The organism is Marinimicrobium sp. C6131, assembly GCF_026153455.1.
GTDB lineage: Bacteria > Pseudomonadota > Gammaproteobacteria > Pseudomonadales > Cellvibrionaceae > Marinimicrobium.
Window position 1 is genome coordinate 3,021,227 of record NZ_CP110629.1, and the last position, 23,365, is coordinate 3,044,591.

The window sequence follows — 23,365 nt, forward strand, 5'->3', positions numbered from 1 at the left end:
TCGCGCCTCCGTCACAGCCGGTCTAGCCAGTCACGAACATCCTGAATCCGGAACCTGACGGCCCTTCCTTGCGGGCTTGGCTTTATGGGGGCAGGGAAACGACCGGCTTTCACGTACCGTCGAAGCGTGGCTTGCGAAAGCTGGGTGACGGCACAAACCTCTTCATAGGTGAGCAAACGCTCGTTCGTCTCGTTGAAATACTGTCGTTGCATAATCCACTCCTAATTCGTTGTTTAACGGTCAGGAGTGATTATGAATAGTCCTGAATTCACACCAGAACCGTGGAATTGGCCAATTTGGGCGCAAAGAGAAAAAGATATTAAAACGCTGAATTTAAAGGATAAATTTTAGGGTTTAGGCGCTTTCTATGTGGCGGCCATCGGTTTTTGGATAAATTCTGGCGAAAATGTGAACAGTCTCCGCTAGCCGCCATCATCACGGCATCATTTTATGAAGCGGTAACTCCCGCTGACTTTCACATGTGAAAGTCAATGCTGGACGTGATCAAAACAGCCTCTCAAAAAGCCTTGTCGAGACCCTGTTATTTCACGGGACGTGCCTGCATCACACCGGTGCTCCAAAAGGTCTCTTCCAAGCCCCTTGTAAGTACCCCGAGGAAGTAACGCCACTGTATACCGGTGTTGTCACTGAGGTGGTAAGCCAGGGTCCCAAATAAATAATGGAACGCGGACCCTTCAGCCCATGCGAGCTATTTCATGGCGCGTAGGAGCGCAGCGGCAAAGTCCCAAATCAGGTAGTCACGTGGACAGGAATTGGAAAGGTCCCATGGCTTGGAGGAAGAAATCTACCTCCGCCCCCGCCTTTGTGTCCAAAAAGGACAAAAGCACATGGCAGCTCAAAGCACTCGACTGATTACGATTGTTGGCAAATCCATAGCAAGGAGCCAGCCATGAGCAAACGAATGACTCTCCAGGAAATCTGCGAAGAGTGGGAGTCGGTCAGCCGAGCCCAAAATGTGGACCATCGTCGCGGCACCGAAGCCGCCATTAGGCAGTGCCGGCAATTTCTGGCCGTGATTCAGCAACAAGCAGACGTGGAGCAAGCCAGGTATCGCTATCTAGCGCAGCGGCTCTGTGATCACTTCTGGTCCCACAACGTCGCGCATCGTACCGACCAGACACCCGGCTATCCCGGGCACTTCGGCTGCCGCGTTCGGCTCCGGAAAAGAAAGCTGGAGTTGTCCTGGTACTACAATCGCTTTGTGCCGAAGAAGGGTGGTGAAGGCCGCTCGGTGTTCAGTGAATACATCCGCAAAGAAGGCCGGTTCCGCTACCACAAACCGGCCTTCACGCGGGCACAGGATTGGGAGAAACCATTCATCATAGAGACTGAGACCGGTTTTGAGATGTTGCGAAGGCTCAATGCTAACCAGGCGGAGCTTTGTCGAATCGTGCGGAAAAGCGAGCGCCTCCTGAAAGATCTGGAGGAGCACCTCGGTGGACTAAAGGAGGCTACCAGCGGGAGTGCAAGCCCCTCCAATGAGGAGGGGTGAGGGCTGTTAGCGGTAAAAGGCATGCCGCTCACACCGCAGGTGTTGATTGCGTGGGGCTATTGATGGGATCGCCCAGATTTCAGGTGGCTATATATGCCGTTCTTTGCTGGTCTATCCGGGTCAAATCGGTTGAATGCAGCGTGGTACCTCTATATATTGATCAGTCAATGTAGTGTAGGGCTGTTCCGCCCATGAGACCGTGCCGCCTCAGATAAGGTGGCAACACCATCGCCCATAGGAAGCGAAAACATGGCCGAGATGGAAGATCGCTGGTTATCCGTAGACGAAATAGGCAAGCACCTCGGTGTCAGCAATGACACCGTGTACCGCTGGATCGACAAGCACGCAATGCCCGCCCACCGCATGGGGCGGTTTTGGAAGTTCAAAAAAGTCGAAGTAGACGAGTGGGTCAAGGGCGGTGGAGCCGCTGAGACGAGCAAGGGTGAGCGTTCCGAATGACCCGAGGCAGGTATCGCATCTCTTTCACGTCCGGCAGCCTGTATCACCGAGAATCGGTGAAGCTGGCCGATCTGTACCTGTCGCTACGTGACTGGGAAGAGGTGCGTGCTCAAGCGCTGCATGACAACCTGCTACAGGCCAGAACGGAAAGCACTGCAAAGCGCACCTGTAGAGAGGCGATTGCACGCCTGAAGACGTTGACCGAAAGCGAACTGACTTTCCTGGCCGAGGCAAACCACCAGGACCAGGCTCACCTTCTGTGGGTTGCCGTGTGCCGCCTGTACCGCTTTATCGCGGACTTTGCGGTGGAAGTGCTACACGAACGGTTTGTCGCGATGAAGCTGGATCTCAGTTTTGAGGATTTCGATGCCTTCTACAACCGTAAATCGGAATGGCATGACGAACTGGATAATGCCAGCGCCTCAACGCGCGATAAATTGCGGCAGGTCCTGTTCAGAATGCTGCGGGAGGCAGGGTTGTTAGCTAAGGACAAAACCATAAACGCAGTTCTGCTAAGCCCCAGGCTGGTTGAGTTGCTGCGTCAGAACAATCCTGACGAGTTTTTCTACTTCCCAGTCTATGAATCCGATATCAGGGGGATGTCAGCTTGAGAAAAGACATTGCCAAAATGCCGATGCAGGAGCGACTACAGCACCTGTTCAGCGTGGTTTCCGGCCAGCGATTCCTTAACAAACAGGGGCTGGGTAATGAAGTGCCTTTCTTCATCTGTCCCTACCGGCCTGAAGAAGCGGTCGAAATGGAGCGTCTTCAGCGGCAGTTGGTTAACCGACTGGAGCAGGCGGGCATCCGGATCCTGAGCATCAATCTGTATGACTTGGCCGTCGATATTTTGAAAGAAAGAGACATCTGGGAGCAGGTGTTAGAGCTCGAGCCCACGGTCTCAAAGGATCAGTTGAAAGAACTGCTACAGGGGGTGCTGGACCCGGAAGCCCATTTGGTGCCCGCTATTGCGGCAAAACTCCAGTCCGTTGAGTTTGACGTGCTGTTTCTCTCAGGGGTGGGCGAGGTCTTCCCCTACATACGCTCCCACAACGTGCTCAACAACTTGCAGAGCACCGCCAAAGACCAGCCAACGGTGATGTTCTTCCCGGGCTCCTATACCCACTCGCTGGAAACCGGTGCATCTCTGGATCTGTTCGGCAGGCTGCATGACGACAAGTACTACCGTGCGTTCAACATCTTTCATTACGAAGCCTGAGCGGACGATACGATTCGAGGCGTAATCATTAAGGGAAAGTACAATGACATTGAAGAATATTTTTCTAAAGCCCGTTGACCGCCCCATTGAAGGCGTTATCAAAGCCGACGATGAAGCCAGTCTTCGCCTCGAAATTGAAGAATACGTACTGACCAACGAAGTCGAGAAACGCCTCGAAGAGTTCCTGGACGCTTACAATAACTACGAAGGGGCGAACGGGGTCTGGGTATCCGGCTTCTTCGGCTCAGGTAAGTCGCACCTCCTCAAGATGCTGGCCCTTCTGCTTGAAAACCGGGAGATGGACGGTGCTACTACCCTGGACCTGTTCCTTCCCAAGTGCAGTGAGAATGAAATTCTCCGGGGCGACCTGAAGCGAGCTGTCTCAATTCCGGCGAAGAGCATTCTGTTCAACATCGACCAGAAAGCCGATGTCATCAGCAAAACCCAAATCGATGCGCTTCTGGCCGTGTTCGTTAAAGTCTTCGACGAAATGTGCGGCTACTACGGCAAACAAGGGCACATTGCCCAGTTTGAGCGCGATCTGGACGGCCGTGGCCTGTACGAACAGTTCAAAGCCGAGTACGAGGCCATCGCCGGTCGCCCCTGGCAGAAAGGCCGGGAGCAAGCCCTTCTGGAAGGCCCGAATATTGCCAAAGCCTACGCCGCTGTGACCGGTGGCGACCCGCAGTCGGCAGCGGGCATTCTGGACAAGTACCGCAGCGAATACCGCGTTTCAATTGAAGACTTCGCGGACAATGTGAACACCTATATCGAGAAGCAGGCAAAAGAGGGTGGCCACAAAGAGTTCCGCCTGAACTTCTTTGTGGACGAGGTCGGCCAGTACATTGCCGACAACACCAAGCTGATGACCAACCTGCAAACCATTGCCGAGAGCCTCGCCACCAAGTGTCGGGGGCGGGCCTGGATTATCGTCACCGCCCAGGAAGAAATGAAAAACGTGGTTGGCGAAATGGGCAAGCAGCAGGGCCACGACTTCTCGAAAATTCAGGCACGGTTCAATAACCGTATGAAGCTGTCCAGTGCGGACGTGGCGGAGGTCATCCAGAAGCGCCTGCTAACCAAGACCGAAGAAGGCGTCAATCAGCTGTCGGACGTCTATCACGCACAGGCGAACAACTTCAAAACCCTGTTTGACTTCGCGGATGGATCGGCCACCTACCGGAACTTCCGGGACAGGGACCACTTCATCCACAGCTACCCCTTCGTCCCCTACCAGTTCGCGCTGTTTCAATCGGCGATCCAGAACCTGTCGCAGCACAACGCCTTCGAGGGTAAACACAGTTCCGTCGGTGAGCGCTCCATGCTGGGTGTTTTCCAGCAGGTGGCCATCCACATCGGCAACCATGAGGTGGGCCAGCTGGCCACCTTTGACCTGATGTTTGAAGGCATCCGCTCTGCACTGAAATCACAAATACAGCGGGCGATTATTCAGGCCGAGAACCACCTCGATAATGCCTTCGCCATCCGGCTGCTGAAGGCCCTGTTCCTGGTCAAATATGTCAAGGAATTCAAGCCCACGGTGCGCAACCTTTGCGTGCTGATGCTGGATGCCTTCGATCAGGATCTGCCGGCACTTCGCACCAAGGTCGAAGAAGCCCTGAGTCTTCTGGAGCAACAGACCTACATACAGCGCAACGGCGACCAGTACGAGTACCTGACGGACGAGGAAAAGGACGTCGAGCAGGAGATCAAGAACACAGAGGTTGAGTCATCGGACGTTGCGGACGAGTTGGAAAAGATCGTTTTCGACTTTGTCATAAAGCAGCGCAAGATCCGCTATGACGCCGGCTCCTCCCAAAACCAGGGACAGGATTATTCCTATTCGCGCAAACTGGATGATCGTCTGCATGGGCGTGAATACGAGCTCTCGATCAATGTCATCAGCCCGTTCCACGAGCATACTGACAACGAGCAGATGCTACGCACAGCCTCGACCTACAAGGCGGACGAGCTGTTTGTGCTCATGCCGTCGGACGAGCGCCTGGTGCGCGATCTGCTCATGTTCAAGCGCACCGAGAAGTACATCAAGCAGAACATTTCCGTTACCCAGCAGGAAGCCGTTAAGCGGATCCTGAATGACAAGGGCTTTCAGAACCGTGAGCGCGAGGCCAGGCTCCGGCAGCAGGTTCACACCCTCATTGGCAAGTCCAAGTTGCTCATTGGCGGCGCCGATGTGGAAGTGGCGAATGAGGACCCCCAGACCCGCATTATTCGGGGCTTCCATGAGCTGATCTCAAGGGCTTACCCCAACCTCCGCATGTTGCGCGGCGTTTCCTACACGGAAGGCGACATCAGCAATTGCCTCAACCGCACAGACGATGGCCTTTTCGGTAATGACGCCACGGCCCTGGCGGAATCCGAGCAAGAGGTGCTGGCATTCATTCAGAGCAACAATCGGGGCGGTGTCCGCACCACCCTCAAGAGCCTGCTGGAAAAGTTCGAACGCAAACCCTACGGCTGGTATTACGCCGCGATTCTCTGCACGCTGGCCAACCTTTGTGCCCGTGGCAAGGTGGAAGTTCGTCTCGACGGTAACATCCTGGAGGACAGCGAGTTGGAGCGCGCCCTGCGTAACACTCACGGCCACGGCAACGTGGTGCTGGAACCACAGATTGAGTTCACCGCCTCTCAGGTCCGAGCCCTCAAGTCGTTCTACGAGGACTTTTTCGACAGCCCGCCCCGCAGCAGCGAAGCCAAGGCCCTGGGTAAAGAGGCCGGCGAAGCCTTCCAGGACATGTACCACGACCTGGACCGGCGGGTAGCACAGGTCGACCAGTACCCGTTTCTTAATGCCTTGAAACCTGCCCTGGTGGCGCTGAAAGAGGTCGCCGGAAAGCCCTACACCTGGCACCTGACGGAATTGGGCAAGCAGGAAGATCAACTGCTGGACCTGAAAGAGGATGTCATCGACCCCATCCGCAAGTTTATGGGCGGTTCACAAAAAGACATCTATAACCAGGCTCGGTCCTTCCTGCAGAGCCAGGAGCCCAACTTTATCTATGTGTCCGGGGATGAGATCGAGCAGATCCGCACCATCCTGAACGACCCCAACTGCTACAAAGGAAATCGCATTCAGCAGCTCAAGGGCCAGTTGGATAGCCTGCAGGAGCGCATCGACGAGAAAGTACAGCAAACCCGAGCTCAGGCAGAAACGTCCCTGAAGACCATGCAGGAACGCATGCAAAGCATGGACGAATATCAGTCCTTGCCGGAGCCCCGTCAGGAGGAACTCAATAAACCGTTCCGGGATCTGGTCGATTACCTCGGGCGGGAGCGCCTGATTGCCGTGATCAAGGAGCGGACCCGGTACTTTGAAGAAGACGGCTACCAGAAGCTGCTGGGCAAAATGGTGGCGCTGGCCAATCAGAAATCAGCACCGGCAGACGACCCCGATCAGCCCCCAGGTAGCCAGAGTGAAGACCAGGATAACGGGGGGCCTCATGAGGTCAAGGAATCGGCAGCCGACTACGTTCACACCCGCAACCTCCGTGTCGCGTTCGACAAGGCCTGGTTGGCCGACGAGGGGGATGTGGACCGCTATCTGAATGCCCTGCGCGAGGCCCTGCTGGTTGAAGTCCAGCAAGGGCGCAAGGTCCAGATCTAAGCGTGCCGAACCGTCTAATCGGTCAAAGTTGGGGATAGCCATGCACGAAGCCGAACAGGAAATCCAGGCGCTCATTCGCGGCGGCGAAAGCCTTGCCGTCGAGTTCAAGAGCGACGTCAAAAGCCTGCCGGACCGGGATCTGGTGGCCGCGGTGGTGGCCCTGGCCAACACCGAGGGCGGCGACCTGTTCCTGGGCGTTGAAGACGATGGCACCCCGACAGGGCTGCATGCCAACCACCGCAACCTCGCCGGCCTGCCCGCACTGATCGCCAACAAGACCATTCCCTCGCTGGCCGTGCGCGTTGAGGCCCTTGAGCTGGAAGGGCAACCCATCGCCAGGATCCAGGTGCCCAAGTCCCGGCAGCTGGTGTCCACCTCGGATGGCCTGCTGCAACGTCGGCGCCTGAGGATGGACGGCACTCCGGAGGCCGTGCCCTTCTACCCCCATGAGTTTGTTCAGCGCCAGTCCAGTCTGGGGGTAACGGACCCCTCGGCCTTGCCGGTGGAAAACCTGGCGGTTGACGACCTGGACCCGATTCAGCGCATCCGGATCCGCAACGCCATCAAGAAGTACGGCGGCGACCAGAGCCTGATGCCCCTGGCGGACGATGAGCTGGACGGCGCCCTGGGGCTGACTGTGAGCGTGGGAGGCATGCGCCGCCCCACGGTTGCAGGTCTGTTGCTGCTGGGGAGCGACATGCAGCTCCGGCAACACCTGCCCTCCCACGAGGTAGCCTTCCAGGTGCTGCGCGGTACCGATGTCCTGGTCAATGAGTTCTACCGCAAACCGCTGCTGGAGACCTTTGAAGAGGTCGAACTGCTGTTTCGCGCCCGGGTGGAGGAAGAGGAGATTCAGGTCGGGCTGTTTCGCGTGCCCATCCCCAACTTCGACCGCCGGGCCTTCCGGGAAGCCTTTGTGAACGCCCTGGTTCACCGCGACTACAGCGCCCTGGGCGCCGTGCACGTCAAACTGGACGACGACGGCCTTAACATCAGCAATCCCGGTGGTTTTGTGGAGGGCGTTAATCTGGACAACCTGCTGGTGGCTGACCCTCGCTCCCGTAACCCCTTGCTGGCTGACATCATCAAGCGCATCGGCCTTGCCGAACGCACTGGCCGGGGCATCGACCGGATCTTCGAGGGTATGCTCCGCTACGGGCGCACCGCCCCCGACTACTCCATGTCGTCCGCTCACACCGTCTCCGTGCGCATGAGCGCAGCGGACGCGGACGCCGAATTCCTGCGGATGATCGTCGAGCGTGAGGAACAGACCGGCGCCGCCATGCCCATCGACAGCCTGATCATCCTGTCCCGGCTGCGCAATGAGCGGCGCTTAAGAACGGCGGACCTGGCCAAATCCGTGCAAAAGCCCGAAACCGTGGTCCGGGGCACCCTGGAAAAGCTGGTGGAAGCAGGCATGGTGGAAGCCCACGGCACCGGCAAGGGCCGCACTTACACCCTGAGCGCCAAGGTTTACCGGGGGGCGGGACAGAAGGCGGCCTACGTTCGCCAGGCGGGGTTCGATGCCATCCAACAGGAGCAAATGGTGCTGAATTTCATCGATACCCACGGCAGCATCAAACGAGCGGATGCCGCTGATCTGTGCCATATCAGCCCTTTCCAAGCCACTCGGCTGCTCAACCGCTTGAAAGACAAGGGTGTGATACGCCCGGTAGGCCAGGGGAAGGGGACTCGATATGAGCGAAGCTGATAAAATACGTGCGGCGCACGAAAAATACGAGCGGATACGAGCGCCGCGCGTATTTCCGCATGCAAGTGAGGGCAGTGGCCGACCGGGTGCTGGATCAGGGGATAGTGAACAATCGGGAAGTAATGATGATAGACCGGCTTGAACTCAAAAACTTTACGTCATTCGGTGATCTGGACATCGATTTCTCACCCAAGATCAACGTGATCATTGGTGAAAACGGTACCGGCAAAACACAGTTGCTGAAAGCGCTGTATTTCGCCAACAAATCGCTTGCGCTTCAAGATGCGACGTCCGAAGAAATGCTACGGCTTTATCGGCCCTTGAGCAACTCTCTGAAAGGGCTAGTTGGTGATGATGGAAAATCAAAGGCCGAGCTTTCTTGTCAGCTCGCAAACGGCCAAGTCTTACATGTCAATTTTTCAGCGAACTCAAAGCACTTGGCAAAAGAGAGATTTGTCAGCACGCCAGTAGTAGGAGAGCCAAATTTCATTCCTGTAAAAGAGGTGCTCTCATTAATGAAGGGCATCTTGGCAAGTAAAGGGAATAGCGAAACTCTACAGGCTCTATTTGACCAGAGCTACCTCGATATTGCTAAAAAGCTGGCAAAAAAGCCCCCCTTCAAATCAGAAGACAAAATCGACCAAGACCCGAGATTTGGTTCGATCTACCTTAAACTCATTGAGCTACTTGGTGGACGATTTAACGTTTCGGAACTTTCCGGAAAGGTGGCCATTGCGTTTCAAACTGGACATTATGAAAGAGTCAAGGATAAAGAAAGTAAAAACTATAACCAGTTGACATTCCGTGCTAGCCGCCGTGATTCAGCAGACATGACGGCGGAAGGTCTGCGTAAACTAGGGACCTTACAGCTTTTGCTTGAAAATCATGAGCTTGATCCTGGTCGAAGCGGGGTGCTGCTATGGGACGAACCAGAATCCAATCTTAATCCGAAGCTCATGAAGTTGGTCGTGGAAGTATTATTTGAGTTGGCGCGAAACGGACAGCAAGTGGTAGTGGCAACCCATGATTACGTTCTACTCAAGTGGTTTGACTTGCTCCTAGACAAAGGCAAGGAGGACCATGTCCGATTTCACAGTTTATTTCGCGACTCTGATAGTAAACAAATAAAAGTATCGTCAGTTGATGACTATCTAGACATTGCTCCAAACCCCATAGATGAAGCTTTCGGCTTTCTCATCAACCAAGAAATTGAAAATGATATGGGGGACCTTGGTAAATGAAGGTTGTAGCTGCTGACGGCTTTGAGTTCCAGTTCACTGATGCACTGGATGCGTTTGTGTTCGATGAAAAAGATCGTTCAAAACCTACATTTCATGGCGCTCCCATGAAAGGGGTCGACATAGTCGCCGAGTTTGAAGAGGCCTATGTCTATGTGGAGTTGAAAGACTATGACGATCCGTCCATCTATGATGTCCGCAATGCGGCAAACGATGAGCAGAAGAAAGCAAGGCAAGATAGTTTTAAATGGCTAAAAAACTACCTCAAATATAAATTCCGAGATTCTTATCTCTATAGACACGCCGAACAGAAAGTGGATAAACCCGTCCATTATGTCTGTCTTCTCACTTTTGAGAATGCCTTAAATGGCCATATGCAAAAGTCATTGAAGCAGGAGCTACCTGTGGGGAAAGCTTCCTCGCGCTGGGTTCAGTCACTGGCCACCAGCTGTCATGTCGTCAACCTGCAGAAGTGGAACGAAAACTTTCCCAAATGGCCTGTTACACGCTTGGCGGATGCTGAAGGAGCATAATCAGATGGAAACATCGAAACTTAAAAAATTCGCCCAATTCGCTCGCCGCAGCCTCCTCGAACAGGTTACAGCCAAGCTCAAACTAGTACTCGCCGATGAGAGTCCCGCCCGGAGAGAAAGGCCACAAGCGATTAAAAAGCTGGAAGAGGCGGTAACCGACCAAGGCAAAGAGCAGATTATCGAACGGGTGGCCTATATCTGGTTCAACCGCTTCTGCGCCCTGCGTTTTATGGACGTGAATCGTTACAACCGCATTGGCATTGTTTCCCCTGCCGAGGGGCAGTTCCAGCCCGAAATCTTGGCTGATGCCAAAATGGGCCATATCGATGAAGAAATGGTGTCGGAGTCAACCCGCCAGAAGATCTTCGCACTGCTGGATGGCAAAACACCCAGTCAGGACCCCCAGGGGGAGGCCTATCGCCTGCTGATTGTAGCCGCCTGTAACTATTGGTACAGCGCGATGCCGTTCCTGTTTGAGCGCATTGACGATTACACCGAGCTTTTGATGCCGGATGACTTGCTGTCAGGCAATTCGATATTGGCCTATACCCGCGAGGCCATGACGCCGGATGTCTGTGAAGATGTTGAGGTGATCGGCTGGCTGTATCAGTTCTATATCTCCGAGAAGAAAGACCAGGTATTTGCTGATCTTAAGAAGAACAGGAAAATCACTCCCGATAACCTCCCAGCAGCGACCCAGCTGTTCACACCGCACTGGATTGTCCGCTATTTGGTGGAAAACTCGCTGGGACGGCTCTGGATGCTAAACCGACCGGACTCTGGCTTGATTGAGCAGATGGATTATTACATCGAGCCAGAGGAAGCCGAAGCCGATTTTATTCGAATTAACAGTCCAGAAGAGATAAAGATCTGTGATCCAGCCTGCGGTTCAGGGCATATGCTGACTTATGCCTTTGACCTGCTTTACACCATATACGAGGAGGAAGGCTACGAGCCTGCTGAGATCTCGGAGAAGATTATCACAAATAACCTTTATGGAATCGAGATCGATGAGCGTGCTGGGGAGCTGGCAGCCTTTGCTCTGACCATGAAGGCGCGTGCCAAGCATCGGCGGTTCTTTCGGAAGCCGGTTCAGCCCAATATTGTCGTCTTGGAGAACGTAACCTTCACCGAGGCTGAAATGCAAGATGTAGCTGCCTTGGTAGGCAAGAACCTGTTCACAGATGAGTTTCGCGAAACGCTGAACCAGTTCGACCAGGCCAAGAACTTTGGCTCACTGATTGTGCCGAAACTTCGACATCCAGCGGATACGCTGCGAGTAGTGAAGGCGCAGAGTGACAACTCCGACCTGCTTATGAGGGAGGTTCAGGCACGCGTGGAAGCTGTGCTGCGCATGGCCGATGCTCTGTCGTCCAAGTACCACGTGGTGGTGGCCAACCCACCGTATGCAGCGGCAAGCGGGTTGAACCCAGGTCTGAAAACTTGGGGGGCTGCACGCTTTCCTTCGGCGAAAGCTGACCTCTTCGCTATGTTTATGGTTCGCGGAATGGATCTATGCGTCGAAACCGGCATGTTAGCAATGATCAATATGCAATCGTGGATGTTCCTATCCGCTTTTGAAAAGCTTCGCTCCCGCCTATTGAAGAAATCTACAATCCTCACTCTCGCTCACATTGGCGAACGTGGATTCGATTCCATCGGAGGTGCTGTAGTTTCAACCACGGCCTTTGTAATCCGTTTAGGTGCAGATAACTCCTTCAATGGCGACTTCATCCGACTTGTGGATGGAAGAAACGAAAAAGAGAAAAGTGAAGCGTTAAAGTCTGCTTTATCCAGGGAGCATTACCGCATCCCTTCGACATCTTTTCGCTCAATTCCCGGAAGCCCAATCTCGTATTGGGCTTCTCCATCAACGCTTCTGACATTTTCGCAATACCCGCCTTTATCCGCTCAAGTGGATACGCGGATTGGACTGATTACCGGCGATAACAATCGCTATATCCGGAATTGGGCTGAGGTGTCTTTCATGAGAGTGGGCATCGGATTCGACAGAGCGTCAGCTGCTGAGAGTGGCAAGAAATGGTTTCCACAGTCTAAGGGCGGTGAATATCGAAAATGGTATGGGAACCATGAGACCCTCCTCGACTGGTCCAGGGATGGACACGAATTGCAAACACGTCTGCATTCCTCAGGGGATCGAACTCTCGCTCACAACTTCAACTTGGATAAAGTCTTCTTGGGTGCTGCCACTTGGACCAAAATTTCCACTGGCCCAATATCCGCCCGCATTCAACCCAAAGGATTCCTCTTCAACGATGCTTCGGCAAACGCGTTTCCTACGGGCAATATATCCGAATTATCAGTTGTAGGATTGTTATGCTCTAAAGTCACCGAATGCTTGTTGCCGCTAATAAATCCGACTCTCAACTATTTGCCAGGAACCATCGGCGCATTGCCCGTAGCGCTGTCACTCGACAAGGAATCAAGTGCGGAAAAGCGTGCAGCGAAACTAATTGACATTGCCAAATCTGACTGGGATGCCTATGAAACCTCTTGGGATTTCTCCGGCCTTCCACTGCTCTTGCGTGATTACCGCGCGGAGACGCTCGAAGCTACTTATACCGGCCTCCGCACCCATTGGCAGGATATGACGAATGAGATGCAGCGACTGGAACAAGAGAACAACCGCATCTTCATCGAAGCCTATGGTCTGCAGGACGAGTTGTCCCCCGAGGTACCGCTTGAGGAAATCACACTCACTTGCAACCCCGCCTACCGCTATGGGGTAAAAGGCTCTGAGGAAGATCGGGAAACCCGCCTGCGTGCTGACACCACGGCGGAACTCATCTCCTATGCTGTGGGTTGTATGTTCGGTCGCTATGCACTGGAAGAGCCGGGGCTGATCCTGGCCAATCAGGGAGAGACCATAGAGGACTATCTGAAGCGGGTTCCGGAGCCGAGCTTCCCGGCGGACGATGACAATGTCATCCCTATGCTTGATGGCGACTGGTTCACCGACGACATCACCGAACGCTTCCGTGAATTCCTGCGCATCGCCTTTGGCGAAGAGCACTATGGGGAAAACCTCCGCTTTGTCGAGCAGGCACTGGGCAAGGATATTCGCAAGTACTTCCTGAAGGACTTCTACAACGACCACGTGCGCCGTTACAAGAAGCGACCCATCTACTGGCTGTTCTCCTCACCCAAAGGCTCATTCAATGCGTTGATCTACATGCACCGCTACCAGCCCCACACCGTGGGCACGGTGCTGGAGTATTTGCGGGATTTCAAAGACGAGAAACTGAAAGCCCGGAAAAACCATCTGGAGGCCGTCAGTATCAGCGCCGGGGCCTCCCAGGGTGATAAGACCAAGGCCCTGAAAGAGATCGAGAAGATCAACAAAATCCTAGCCGAGCTGGATGACTACGAGCGGGATGTACTTTACCCCTTGGCCACCGAACAGGTGGAAATTGATCTCGATGACGGGGTGAAGGCCAATTATCCGAAATTTGGCGAGGCCTTGAAGAAAATTCCAGGCTTGTCCTGAAGCAGTAAGGAGCTGTCGGCATGGCAGGTGAGTACGAAAAGGCCATTACTATCAAAGACGCGATTGATGCCATTAATCAGCGAGACTATCTGTTGCCGGCAATACAGCGGAAGTTCGTCTGGAGCAGCCATCAGATCTGCGTGCTGTTCGACTCCATCATGCGGGGTTACCCCATCAACACATTCATGATGTGGGAAATCAAGGATGATGGCATCAAGAACGACTACAAATTCTACGAGTTCCTGAAATCCTACTGCCAACGTTTCAGTGAGGAAAACCCTCACGTCTCAACCAATGCGAGTTATAAGGATTTCAGGGCAGTTATCGATGGCCAGCAGCGTCTTACATCCCTATACATTGGGCTTTGCGGTACATATGCGTACAAGAAGCCAAGAGTTTGGTGGCCTAGCACTCGCGACGATAAGATGTTGCCGCCCCGCAAACTGTATCTGGACCTGAAAGCACCACTGGAATCGGAAGACGATGAATCACTGATGTATTACAACTTCCGATTCCTCACAGATCGGCAATATAAAGACTCATTGGCTGCAGAGACCCCGGCCCACCACTGGCTTTGCATGCATGAAATACTCAGGTATCCACACCACGAAAGTAGCGATGATGTGCTTTTGGAGGTGGTAATGCCAGAGCTCGAGCGACGAGGACTCAGCACAAATACGTTTGCCCGAAAGACACTGCTGAAAGTTTATGACGTGATCCGTTCCCAGCGGATCATTCACTACTTCAATGAGAACAGTCAGCAAATCGACCATGTTTTAGATGTATTTATCCGAACCAACAGCGGAGGCACCAAGCTGGACTTTTCTGACCTGCTGATGTCGATTGCCGTTGCCCACTGGGATGGAGATTTTCGGAAAGAGCTTGACGACTTGACCCAGCACATCCATCAGAACACGGAGATGGGTTTCTACATAGAGCGTGACTGGTTGTTGAAAACCTGCTTGATGCTCACGGAAGCCGATGTCCGTTTCAAAGTGAGAAATTTCAAGGGCGAGCAGGTTGCTCGAATCCAGCAAGAGTGGCCCGAGATCAAAGAATGTATTACCGAAACATTCCGCCTCGTGCGGCGGTTCGGTATTACGCCGCAGTCCCTGACCTCCAGAAACGCTGTTATTCCGATCTGTTACTACTTGTATAAAAAATGCTCTTCAGGAGAGCCGCTCTTCAGGAAAATTAATAATCTAGCGAAATGCCATGAGCAACGTGCGGTAATCAGCCAGTGGTTTTACATGGCGCTGTTGAAAGGGGTCTTCGGCGGTCAGGCTGACTCCATTTTAAGCAGCATGAGGGATGTTCTAGTAAAACACCTCACCGACGATACCTTCCCGTTGCCCGCCATCATTGAGCGTTACAAAGCGACGAACAAGGATCTGCGTTTCGATGAAGAAACCCTCGATAAACTGCTGGAAACGCAGCACGGAGAGGGGCGCTGCCGCGCGTTACTGCATTTGCTGTTCCCGGAAATGAACGTTTCAGAGGTATTTCACATTGATCACCTTCACCCAAGGGCAGCTTTTGACAAGAAATTGCTAAATAAAGCTAGCTTCTTACAGGATGACGAGCATTTGATGGCGTTTTATCGTAATCCAGTCCACTGGAATGCGATCCCCAATCTTCACCTATTGAATCATTCGCAAAACCTTGCGAAGAAAGACCGCCCTTTGAAGGAATGGCTTTCTGACCAGAATGTGCACCTGACCCCTAGTGATCTGCTCATCGAGAATGTGGATCTGGAATTTACTTCATTCAAGGCGTTCTATCTGGCAAGGCGAGAAGCCCTAAAACAGCGCTTGATATCCCGAGTTTACATGTCCGCGCCGTTGGCGGCGGAGAGTGTGGCTGACAGTGAAGACGAAGAGCTGGAAGAGGTGGTCTCATGAGCAGCCAGATTCAAACGGCTCTGACGCGACTGTTTGATAAGCACCGGATCATTTTCTGGTACGACACCAAGCAAGAGCTGCGCGGTGATTTCGAGACGGTTTCCATCCCGCACGTGGAGAAGCTGGAAATCGCCAACAACGAGTACGGCCTGAAATATCGCATCCTTCGGGAGTCACCGGAACAGAGATTCTTGTTGTACAAGGAGGGGCCGCAACCGGAGGATCTGGATAACTGGTTGCTGGACGTACAGCTGGCCCACGGCGAGTTCCGGACCGACCAGGTGGCCATCTGGCTATCCGAACTGGAATTGGGCCTGGAGTTTGCCGAGGTGGCCCAGGCTCACGCGGAGTTTTTCCAGGCGATCAAGCGCAAGGAGGCGCTGAAGAAGCTGCTGAAATCGGATGACACTGCCGGTCAGCTTCGCCTGAAGATGCTGGCTGTCTGTGCCGGTAGCGAGCCGCGTATGGACTCGGTGGTGGAAACCCTGCTGCAGCAACTGGCGGAAGACCGTGATGATGGCATCCGGCTGATCGAACGATGCGGCTTGGATAGCTTCCTTTGGGAACAGCTGACCCGTTTCTACAGCTACGAGGCCAGTGAACCCAGCCTGCGCGACTTTGTGATCGAGCTGTTCAAGTCCTGCTACGCCATGGGTACCGATGGCGATGTCAAACTGACCGGCGACGCCCTGGTGTTCCTCAAACGCTGGAAAGACAGCCGGCAGTTCGAGCAGGGGTTTGAAACCCTGTCTGCCGAGTGTGCCGAGGTCCTGGGCATTGAGCAGGATCTCGGTAAGCGGGACTTCCGAGACCTGGTTGAGCTCGATTACTTCCGGCTAATCGACCAGAAGATTATCAGTGACCTAGTGCGGGCGGTGGTTGGCCGCACGGTGACCAGCGGTGATGTGGCACTGTGGGTACGGCAGCGGCGCCAGGGCCACTGGTACGGGGAGTTTCGCCACCTGTATGAAGCCATTGAGTTTGCGGCCCGTTTTGTCCAGATGCTGGGTGAGGCTCGTCTCACCATGGATAGCCTCTCCGAAGGCGTTCAGCGATACAGCCGCTCCTGGTTCCAGCTGGATCAGCTCTACCGCAAGTTTACCTACCATGTGCGCATGTCTGGTCAGGCATCGTTGATGGGCGATCTCAGTGAGCAGGTGGAGAATCTGTATTCCAACAACTACCTGCTCAAGCTGGGCGACGGCTTCCAGATTCACGTGGATGCCGCGCCGCGCTGGGAGGCCTATCCGGTCGTTCAGCAAAAAGCCTTTTTCGAGCACTGGGTTCGCCCGTACCTGCGCAAGGACAAGCGGATCTGTGTGATCATTTCCGACGCCATGCGCTACGAGATTGGTGACGAGCTGCTGGGCCTTATCCGGCAGGAAGATCGCTACAGCGCGGAGCTCGAACCGGCACTCTCGACCCTGCCCAGTTATACCCAGCTCGGTATGGCGGCGCTGCTGCCCAACACGTCCTTGGCGATTGCCGACAACGATACCGGCACGGTACTGGTGGATGGCCAAAGCTCACAGGGTACGGTCAACCGTACCAAGATCCTGCAAGCCGCCCTGGATGGACGGGGCCAGGCCGTCAAGGCTGAGGATTTTATGCAGCTCAACCGGGAAGACAGCCGTGAGCTGCTCAAAGGTAATGATGTGCTGTACATCTACCACAACCGCATCGACCACACTGGCGACAAGATGCACTCAGAGGGGCAGGCCTTTGAAGCCGCAGAACAAACCCTGGATGACCTGATTCGTCTGATCAAGAAGCTCACGGCGGCCAACGCCAATAACCTGCTGATCACCGCTGACCATGGCTTTATTTACCAGAACCGTGAGCTGGATGAGAGTGATTTCCTGGGCGATGCCGTTTTTGGCGATGATATTCGCTACCGGGACCGTCGGTTCGTGCTGGGTAAGGGGCTGTCCGCCTCTCCGGCCTTCCATCACTTCTCGTCCGAGCAGCTTGGGCTGGATGGCGAGATGGAAGTGCAGATTCCCAAGTCCATCAACCGGCTGCGTCTTAAAGGCTCTGGCAGCCGCTTTGTGCATGGCGGCGCATCCCTTCAGGAGGTTGTGATTCCAGTCCTGAAGGTTAACAAGAAGCGCCAGAGTGATGTCAGCGCCGTTGAGGTGGACATCCTGCGTGGGTCCAGCTCGGTGATCACTTCCGGCCAACTGGCCGTCACCTTGTATCAGTCCGGACCGGTTACCGAGAAAGTACAGCCTCGCCACCTGCGGGCCGGGATTTATACCCAGTCAGGGGAGTTGATTTCGGACAGTCACGAACTGTCGTTTGACCTGACCTCGGAGAACCCCCGCGAGCGGGAGCTTCAGGTGCGCTTTGTGCTCAGCCGCAAGGCGGACGAGGCCAACGGCCAGGAGGTCTTCCTAAAGCTGGAAGAACAGCACGCCGGCACCTCCCACTACAAGGAATACAAGTCGCTCAGGTATTTGATGCGGCGGTCCTTTACCAGCGATTTTGATTTCTGAGGGTTATAGCCAATGAGCACGCTTGACCAAAAGATCAACGAACACTTCCCAGGGCTGGTGGTGCGCAAAGACCTGGTGAAAACGGTCAAGGGCAACGCCATCGTTCCCTCATACGTGCTGGAGTATCTGCTCGGCCAATACTGCGCCACTAACGACGAGGCCACGATTCAGACTGGTATCGAGACGGTCAAGGAGATTCTGGCCAAGCACTATGTCCACCGGAACGAGGCCGGGTTGGTGCGCTCGAATATCAAGGAAAAAGGGCGCTACAAGGTCATCGACAAGATCAGTGTGGCCCTGAATGAGAAGACGGACGCCTATGAAGCGCAGTTTTCCAACCTGGGGATCAAGAAGGTATTGGTGGACTCGGGAACCGTGAAGGCCCACCCCAAACTGTTGGTGAGCGGTGTCTGGTGCATCGCGGACATCGAATACGTATTTTCTGAAGACCAGAACGTCAGCCCCTGGATCCTGTCCACCCTCAAGCCGATTCAGCTATCTCACTTCGACTACGACGCCTACGTTGCCGCGCGGCAGCAGTTTAGCACCGATGAGTGGATTGACCTGCTGATACAGAGTATCGGCTTTAACCCGGAGATGTTCGGACAGCGCAGCAAGCTGACCCAGCTGGTCCGCTTGATCCCGTTTTGCGAGCGGAACTACAACCTTATTGAACTTGGCCCCAAGGGGACGGGTAAATCCCACGTCTACTCTGAATTCTCGCCCCATGGGATCCTGGTATCCGGTGGTGAAGTCACCGTACCCAAGTTGTTTGTGAATAACTCCAGCGGCAAGATCGGCCTGGTGGGCTACTGGGATTGCGTGGCCTTCGACGAGTTCGCCGGCAAGCAGAAACGCGTCGATAAAGCACTGGTCGACATCATGAAGAACTACATGGCCAACAAGTCCTTCTCCCGGGGCGTGGAAACCCTGGGCGCCGAGGCGTCCATGGTGTTCGTGGGGAACACCCGGCATACCGTGCCTTACATGCTGAAGCATTCGGACCTGTTCGATGAGCTGCCGGACAAGTTCTACGATTCTGCCTTTCTGGACCGAATCCACTTCTACATCCCGGGGTGGGAGGTCGATATCATCCGGGGCGAGATGTTCTCCGACGGCTATGGCTTCGTGGTGGACTACCTCGCAGAAATCCTGCGCTCGATGCGGAACTACGATTATTCCGATCAGTACCGGGAGTACTTTACCCTTTCTTCGGATATCTCGACCCGTGACCGGGACGGTATCAATAAGACCTTTTCCGGCTTGATGAAGATCCTGTTTCCCCAGGGCGGAGCAACCAGGGATGAGGTTGAAGAAGTGCTGCGTTTTGCCATCGAGGGGCGCAAGCGGGTCAAGGACCAGTTACAGCGGATTGACACCACCTACGGCGAAGTCCGATTTTCTTATCAGGATCAACAAGGCCAGGAAATACTGGTCACGACACTTGAGGAAGAAGAGTACCCGGGTTACTACCACCAGACGGTGTCCACCCCTGATGACGGGGGGGTAGACCCTGAGCCAGCAGCAGACGTTAAAGTTGGCGAGCCCAAAGAGCCCCGCGCCTCTGAACCCGTACTGGAGGAAAAGCACCTGACCTTCCAGGAAAATCAAAAAGGCATCTCATTCGACGGTTTGTTTGGCGCATACCTGAAAGGAGCCAGTGAGATCACCGTTACAGACCCCTACATTCGGCTTTTCTACCAGATCCGCAATTTCATGGAGTTTCTCGAAGCCATCGTGAAGAACAAGGCGGAAGAAGATGAAGTGGCGGTTCACCTCGTCACCGTCAGGGACGAGTTCAAGGGTGACCTACAAGACGAGAGTTTTGAAAAGATCCAGGAATCCGCTCGCACCGTGGGCATCGACTTCACCTGGGAGTTTGATGAAAGCGGCACCATTCACGCCCGTCATATCGTTACAGATCACGGCTGGAAGATTTCACTGGATCGAGGGCTGGACATCTTCCAGCACTACGAGATGAATGAAGCCTTCGCGTTTGCCAACCGGCTGCAGCAGTTTCGCTCCAGCAAGGCCTTTGAGGTGACGTTTATTAAAGTTTAGGGAGCGCGAAATGAATATCGAGATTAAAAATTGCAATAACATTGATTGGGCTAGTTTGGTTCTTTCTGAAAATACGCTGAACATAAAGTTCGCACCAAACGGAACCGGAAAAAGCTCAATTGCTCGGGCAATTACCCTCGGTACGACTGAAGGCTCAAATTTAAATGAACTCATCCCATTTAAGCTTAGAAAATCCAATCCAGATGGAATAACACCTGAAGTTACCGGCACAGATAGCATCAATACTGTCATGTGCTTCAACGAGGAGTACGTCAGTCAGTTTGTGTTCAAAACTGATGAGTTGCTCAGCAACAGCTTTGATATATTGATTAGAACAGACGCCTACAGACAGAAAGAGCAGGAAATTGAAAGTTTGATCCAGGACATCAAACAACTATTTTCCGGAAATCAAGAATTGGAAACCTTGATAACTACCCTCAAGGAAATGGGAAATGCTTTCAAGTTGACCAAATCCGGCTTGTCCAAATCTTCGACAGGAATGAAAGGACTATCTTCAGGCAACAAAATTCAACATGTTCCCTCTGGCCTTGAGTCTTATACACCGTTCATTCAAAGCGAAAACAGTGTTAACTGGATTGACTGGCAAACAAAGGGGTACGAATTTTCGAAACTATCTGATAGTTGTCCATTTTGCACCTCACATGTAGCTGAAAAGAAGGATCAGATCAAGAAGGTTGGCGAAGAATATGATAAAAATACGATTAAGAACCTGATCGCCATAATCGGTGTGATCGAAAAGTTGGGCGACTTCTTTTCTAAAGAGGCGAAGGGTAAACTGAAGGCAATTACAGAGCTGAAGGACGGGCTTGAAAAAGAACACGAAGCATTTCTTGCTTCGGTAAAGAGTCAAATCGATAATTTCACTGAGAAGCTAGAAAATCTTAGAACACTTTCTGCGTTCCAATTTAAAGACGGTGAAAAAGTTTCTGAAAAACTCCCTGCCTATAAACTGGACCTGGCTTTTTTCTCGGAGCTTAATTCAGAAAGGATGCTGGAAGCCATCACTCCGATTAACGACTCTATCGACGAAGTAATTGCACAGGCCGGCCAACTTCAGGGAAAGATCAGTCAGCAACGAAGCGAGATGAAGAGAACGGTCGAACGGCATCAGATCGACATTAACAATTTTCTCTCATACGCAGGTTACCGATATAAGGTTGAGATAGTAGGTGAAGGCGAACAGTCACAACTGAAACTGAGACATGCCGATCACGAGGAATATCTCAGCGGCGGAAGCCAACACCTCAGTTTTGGTGAAAGAAATGCTTTTGCCATCGTTCTTTTCATGTATGAGTGTCTGTCAAGAAAACCGGACTTGATCATTCTGGATGACCCAATTTCTTCATTTGACAAGAACAAAAAGTATGCCATTCTCGAAATGCTTTTCCGTCGAAAAGCTGATTCATGCTTGAAGAATAAAACAGTTTTGATGCTTACACATGATGTGGAGCCAATTATCGATACCATTAAGTCTCTTGCGCATAAGTTCAGCAATCAGACTTCGGCATCGTTTCTGAGGCTTGAAGCTGGCCAGTTAATTGAATATGTAATCAGAAAAGAGGATATGCAAACCTTTTCCCAGATTTGCAAGAATGCTCTCGCCTCTGACAAGGATGATGTTATCAAGCTGATTTACATGAGACGTCATTTTGAAATTTCTGACGACAAGGGAGATGCTTATCAAGTACTCTCCAATATTCTGCACAAGAGAGAGCGTGCAATTGATACCAGAGAACCCATAGGGGAAGATAACAATTATCCGGAAATGGCGCCTGCCAAGTTCTCCAATGGATGCAATGAAATATCGGGCTTTCTGAACGGATTTTCATACTCTGACATTTTGAATCGAGTTACTGATGTCAATGCGCTGAATTCGCTTTATAGAGCTTCCGAAAATGGGTATGAAAAACTTCAGATTTTTCGCCTGTTAGATCTGGATATTGAGAATTCTGTTGTTCAGAAGTTTATCAATGAAACATATCATATTGAGAATGAGTTTATTTGCCAGCTTGATCCTGCAAGGTTTGATACAATTCCGGAGTATGTCATCTCTGAATGTGATCGGATTCTGCAGGAGGTCCAGTGAAGCTCCTCCACACATCCGACTGGCACATTGGGCGCACGACACCCGGTAGGAGGCTGGGTAGGTTTTGATCAGTATAGTCCAGCAAGCCAATCACGCTTTCGACTCCTGTTCCCACCAAGCCTGAAACAACTGATCACCACCCGGCAGATAGGTGTGAACCTCCCGGCCATCCCAGTCCAGCGCCAGAACCTGCAAGGCTGCCTGTTGCAGTTCGGTATCCAAGGCCCTGAGTCGGTTCAACTAGAATGGCCAGCGGCTCGCATTATATAGGCCAAGAAGGAATCGCCTGATATGCCGGGCCTGGCCGCCTCCACTATGAGCGGCGTCGATCAGTATTGTGATAGCCGGAAGCCCCGCGTCCTCCCGCAGCTGCCTCCGCTTTTCTTCCTGTTCCAGCAAAAATAGGGGTAAGCGGATTAAATGGTTGATCTTACCTTTGCATGAGAGTGAGACAGACCGGCATCTCATCGGATTATCTGGTTGATGCTTCACCTACTGCTGGTGCATGTTTCCTTCGCTAATTCCAGCAAGAACCCCACACGCCTCAACTTCCCGGTCATCGTTGCAACTCGCTCTCAGTGAAACGAGTTGTTTCTCAAGCGCTTGCAGAGCGGTTATCTGCGACCGCACATGAGAGATGTGATCATCGAGCAAGGCGTTGACGGCGGTACAAGGCTGATGAGGGTCGTCCTGATAGCTCTGTAGTTCGTGAATCTCAGCCAGTGACAGGCCCAGGATTCTGCAGCGACGGATGAAGGCCAGCCCCTCACCATGCTTCTCGGTATAGACACGGTAACCGTTGTCCTGCCGATCAGGCGGCGGCAACAAGCCCTGCTGTTCATAGAAGCGGATCGTCTGTGTTTCGACCCCTACCAACTGCGCCAACTGACCAATGCGCATCAGCCTCCTCCCCAACGGATTCTTTACTCTATTGACCTTATAGTAGCTTTATAGTTTTAAATGGTACCACAACATTGTTCAAGTGGAGTCGTATC

16 protein-coding genes are annotated in these 23,365 nt (G+C 53.1%); 13 read left to right on the forward strand and 3 right to left on the reverse strand.

Annotated features, from left to right (window positions below; genetic code table 11):
* Positions 1-11 precede the first annotated feature (11 nt).
* Positions 12-212, reverse strand: coding sequence for a helix-turn-helix transcriptional regulator (locus OOT55_RS13000; protein WP_008174219.1), 201 nt, complete (start codon positions 210-212; stop codon positions 12-14).
* A 698-nt stretch (positions 213-910) separates the two neighbouring features.
* On the opposite strand from OOT55_RS13000, the gene mobI reads away from it, so the two are divergent.
* The 13 genes from mobI to OOT55_RS13065 all read left to right on the forward strand — a co-directional run bounded on the left by mobI (position 911) and on the right by OOT55_RS13065 (position 22,370).
* Positions 911-1,513: a conjugative transfer protein MobI(A/C) gene (gene mobI / locus OOT55_RS13005; protein WP_265366285.1), complete on the forward strand. Its 603-nt coding sequence runs from the start codon at positions 911-913 to the stop codon at positions 1,511-1,513.
* Positions 1,514-1,762: 249 nt separating this feature from the next.
* The gene (locus tag OOT55_RS13010) at positions 1,763-1,972 is read left to right on the forward strand and encodes a helix-turn-helix domain-containing protein (RefSeq protein WP_008174223.1); all 210 of its coding nucleotides are present in this window, start codon (positions 1,763-1,765) and stop codon (positions 1,970-1,972) included.
* Positions 1,969-2,583: a DUF1819 family protein gene (locus tag OOT55_RS13015; RefSeq protein ID WP_265366286.1), complete on the forward strand. Its 615-nt coding sequence runs from the start codon at positions 1,969-1,971 to the stop codon at positions 2,581-2,583. The genes OOT55_RS13010 and OOT55_RS13015 overlap by 4 nt, the downstream gene beginning before the upstream one ends.
* Positions 2,584-2,600: 17 nt before the next feature.
* Positions 2,601-3,191 carry a DUF1788 domain-containing protein gene (locus tag OOT55_RS13020; RefSeq protein ID WP_011784100.1) on the forward strand — a complete coding sequence of 197 codons (591 nt, stop codon included), beginning with the start codon at positions 2,601-2,603 and terminating at the stop codon, positions 3,189-3,191.
* Between the two features lie 43 nt (positions 3,192-3,234).
* Positions 3,235-6,816 (forward strand): BREX system P-loop protein BrxC, encoded by a 3,582-nt coding sequence (gene brxC, locus OOT55_RS13025; protein WP_265366287.1) that lies wholly within the window; start codon positions 3,235-3,237, stop codon positions 6,814-6,816.
* Positions 6,817-6,856: 40 nt separating this feature from the next.
* Positions 6,857-8,527 carry an ATP-binding protein gene (locus tag OOT55_RS13030; RefSeq protein WP_265366288.1) on the forward strand — a complete coding sequence of 557 codons (1,671 nt, stop codon included), beginning with the start codon at positions 6,857-6,859 and terminating at the stop codon, positions 8,525-8,527.
* Between the two features lie 8 nt (positions 8,528-8,535).
* Positions 8,536-9,768: an AAA family ATPase gene (locus tag OOT55_RS13035; RefSeq protein ID WP_265366289.1), complete on the forward strand. Its 1,233-nt coding sequence runs from the start codon at positions 8,536-8,538 to the stop codon at positions 9,766-9,768.
* The gene (locus tag OOT55_RS13040) at positions 9,765-10,298 is read left to right on the forward strand and encodes a hypothetical protein (RefSeq protein WP_265366290.1); all 534 of its coding nucleotides are present in this window, start codon (positions 9,765-9,767) and stop codon (positions 10,296-10,298) included. Before OOT55_RS13035 ends, OOT55_RS13040 begins: the two co-directional genes overlap by 4 nt.
* A 4-nt stretch (positions 10,299-10,302) precedes the next feature.
* The gene (pglX, locus tag OOT55_RS13045) at positions 10,303-13,806 is read left to right on the forward strand and encodes a BREX-1 system adenine-specific DNA-methyltransferase PglX (protein ID WP_265366291.1); all 3,504 of its coding nucleotides are present in this window, start codon (positions 10,303-10,305) and stop codon (positions 13,804-13,806) included.
* A 20-nt stretch (positions 13,807-13,826) separates the two neighbouring features.
* Complete coding sequence (locus OOT55_RS13050; RefSeq protein WP_265366292.1) at positions 13,827-15,707, forward strand: DUF262 domain-containing protein; 1,881 nt, start codon at positions 13,827-13,829, stop codon at positions 15,705-15,707.
* Positions 15,704-18,202, forward strand: coding sequence for a BREX-1 system phosphatase PglZ type A (gene pglZ, locus OOT55_RS13055; RefSeq protein WP_265366293.1), 2,499 nt, complete (start codon positions 15,704-15,706; stop codon positions 18,200-18,202). The genes OOT55_RS13050 and pglZ overlap by 4 nt, the downstream gene beginning before the upstream one ends.
* A gap of 12 nt (positions 18,203-18,214) precedes the next feature.
* The gene (gene brxL, locus OOT55_RS13060; protein ID WP_265366294.1) at positions 18,215-20,263 is read left to right on the forward strand and encodes a BREX system Lon protease-like protein BrxL; all 2,049 of its coding nucleotides are present in this window, start codon (positions 18,215-18,217) and stop codon (positions 20,261-20,263) included.
* Between the two features lie 10 nt (positions 20,264-20,273).
* Positions 20,274-22,370: an AAA family ATPase gene (locus tag OOT55_RS13065; protein ID WP_265366295.1), complete on the forward strand. Its 2,097-nt coding sequence runs from the start codon at positions 20,274-20,276 to the stop codon at positions 22,368-22,370.
* 90 nt (positions 22,371-22,460) lie between these two features.
* On the opposite strand, the gene OOT55_RS13070 is transcribed toward OOT55_RS13065, so the two are convergent.
* Together OOT55_RS13070 and cadR are read right to left on the reverse strand one after the other, a co-directional pair.
* Positions 22,461-22,592: a hypothetical protein gene (locus OOT55_RS13070; RefSeq protein ID WP_265366296.1), complete on the reverse strand. Its 132-nt coding sequence runs from the start codon at positions 22,590-22,592 to the stop codon at positions 22,461-22,463.
* Between the two features lie 270 nt (positions 22,593-22,862).
* Complete coding sequence (gene cadR, locus OOT55_RS13075; protein ID WP_004364961.1) at positions 22,863-23,270, reverse strand: Cd(II)/Pb(II)-responsive transcriptional regulator; 408 nt, start codon at positions 23,268-23,270, stop codon at positions 22,863-22,865.
* Positions 23,271-23,365 lie beyond the last annotated feature (95 nt).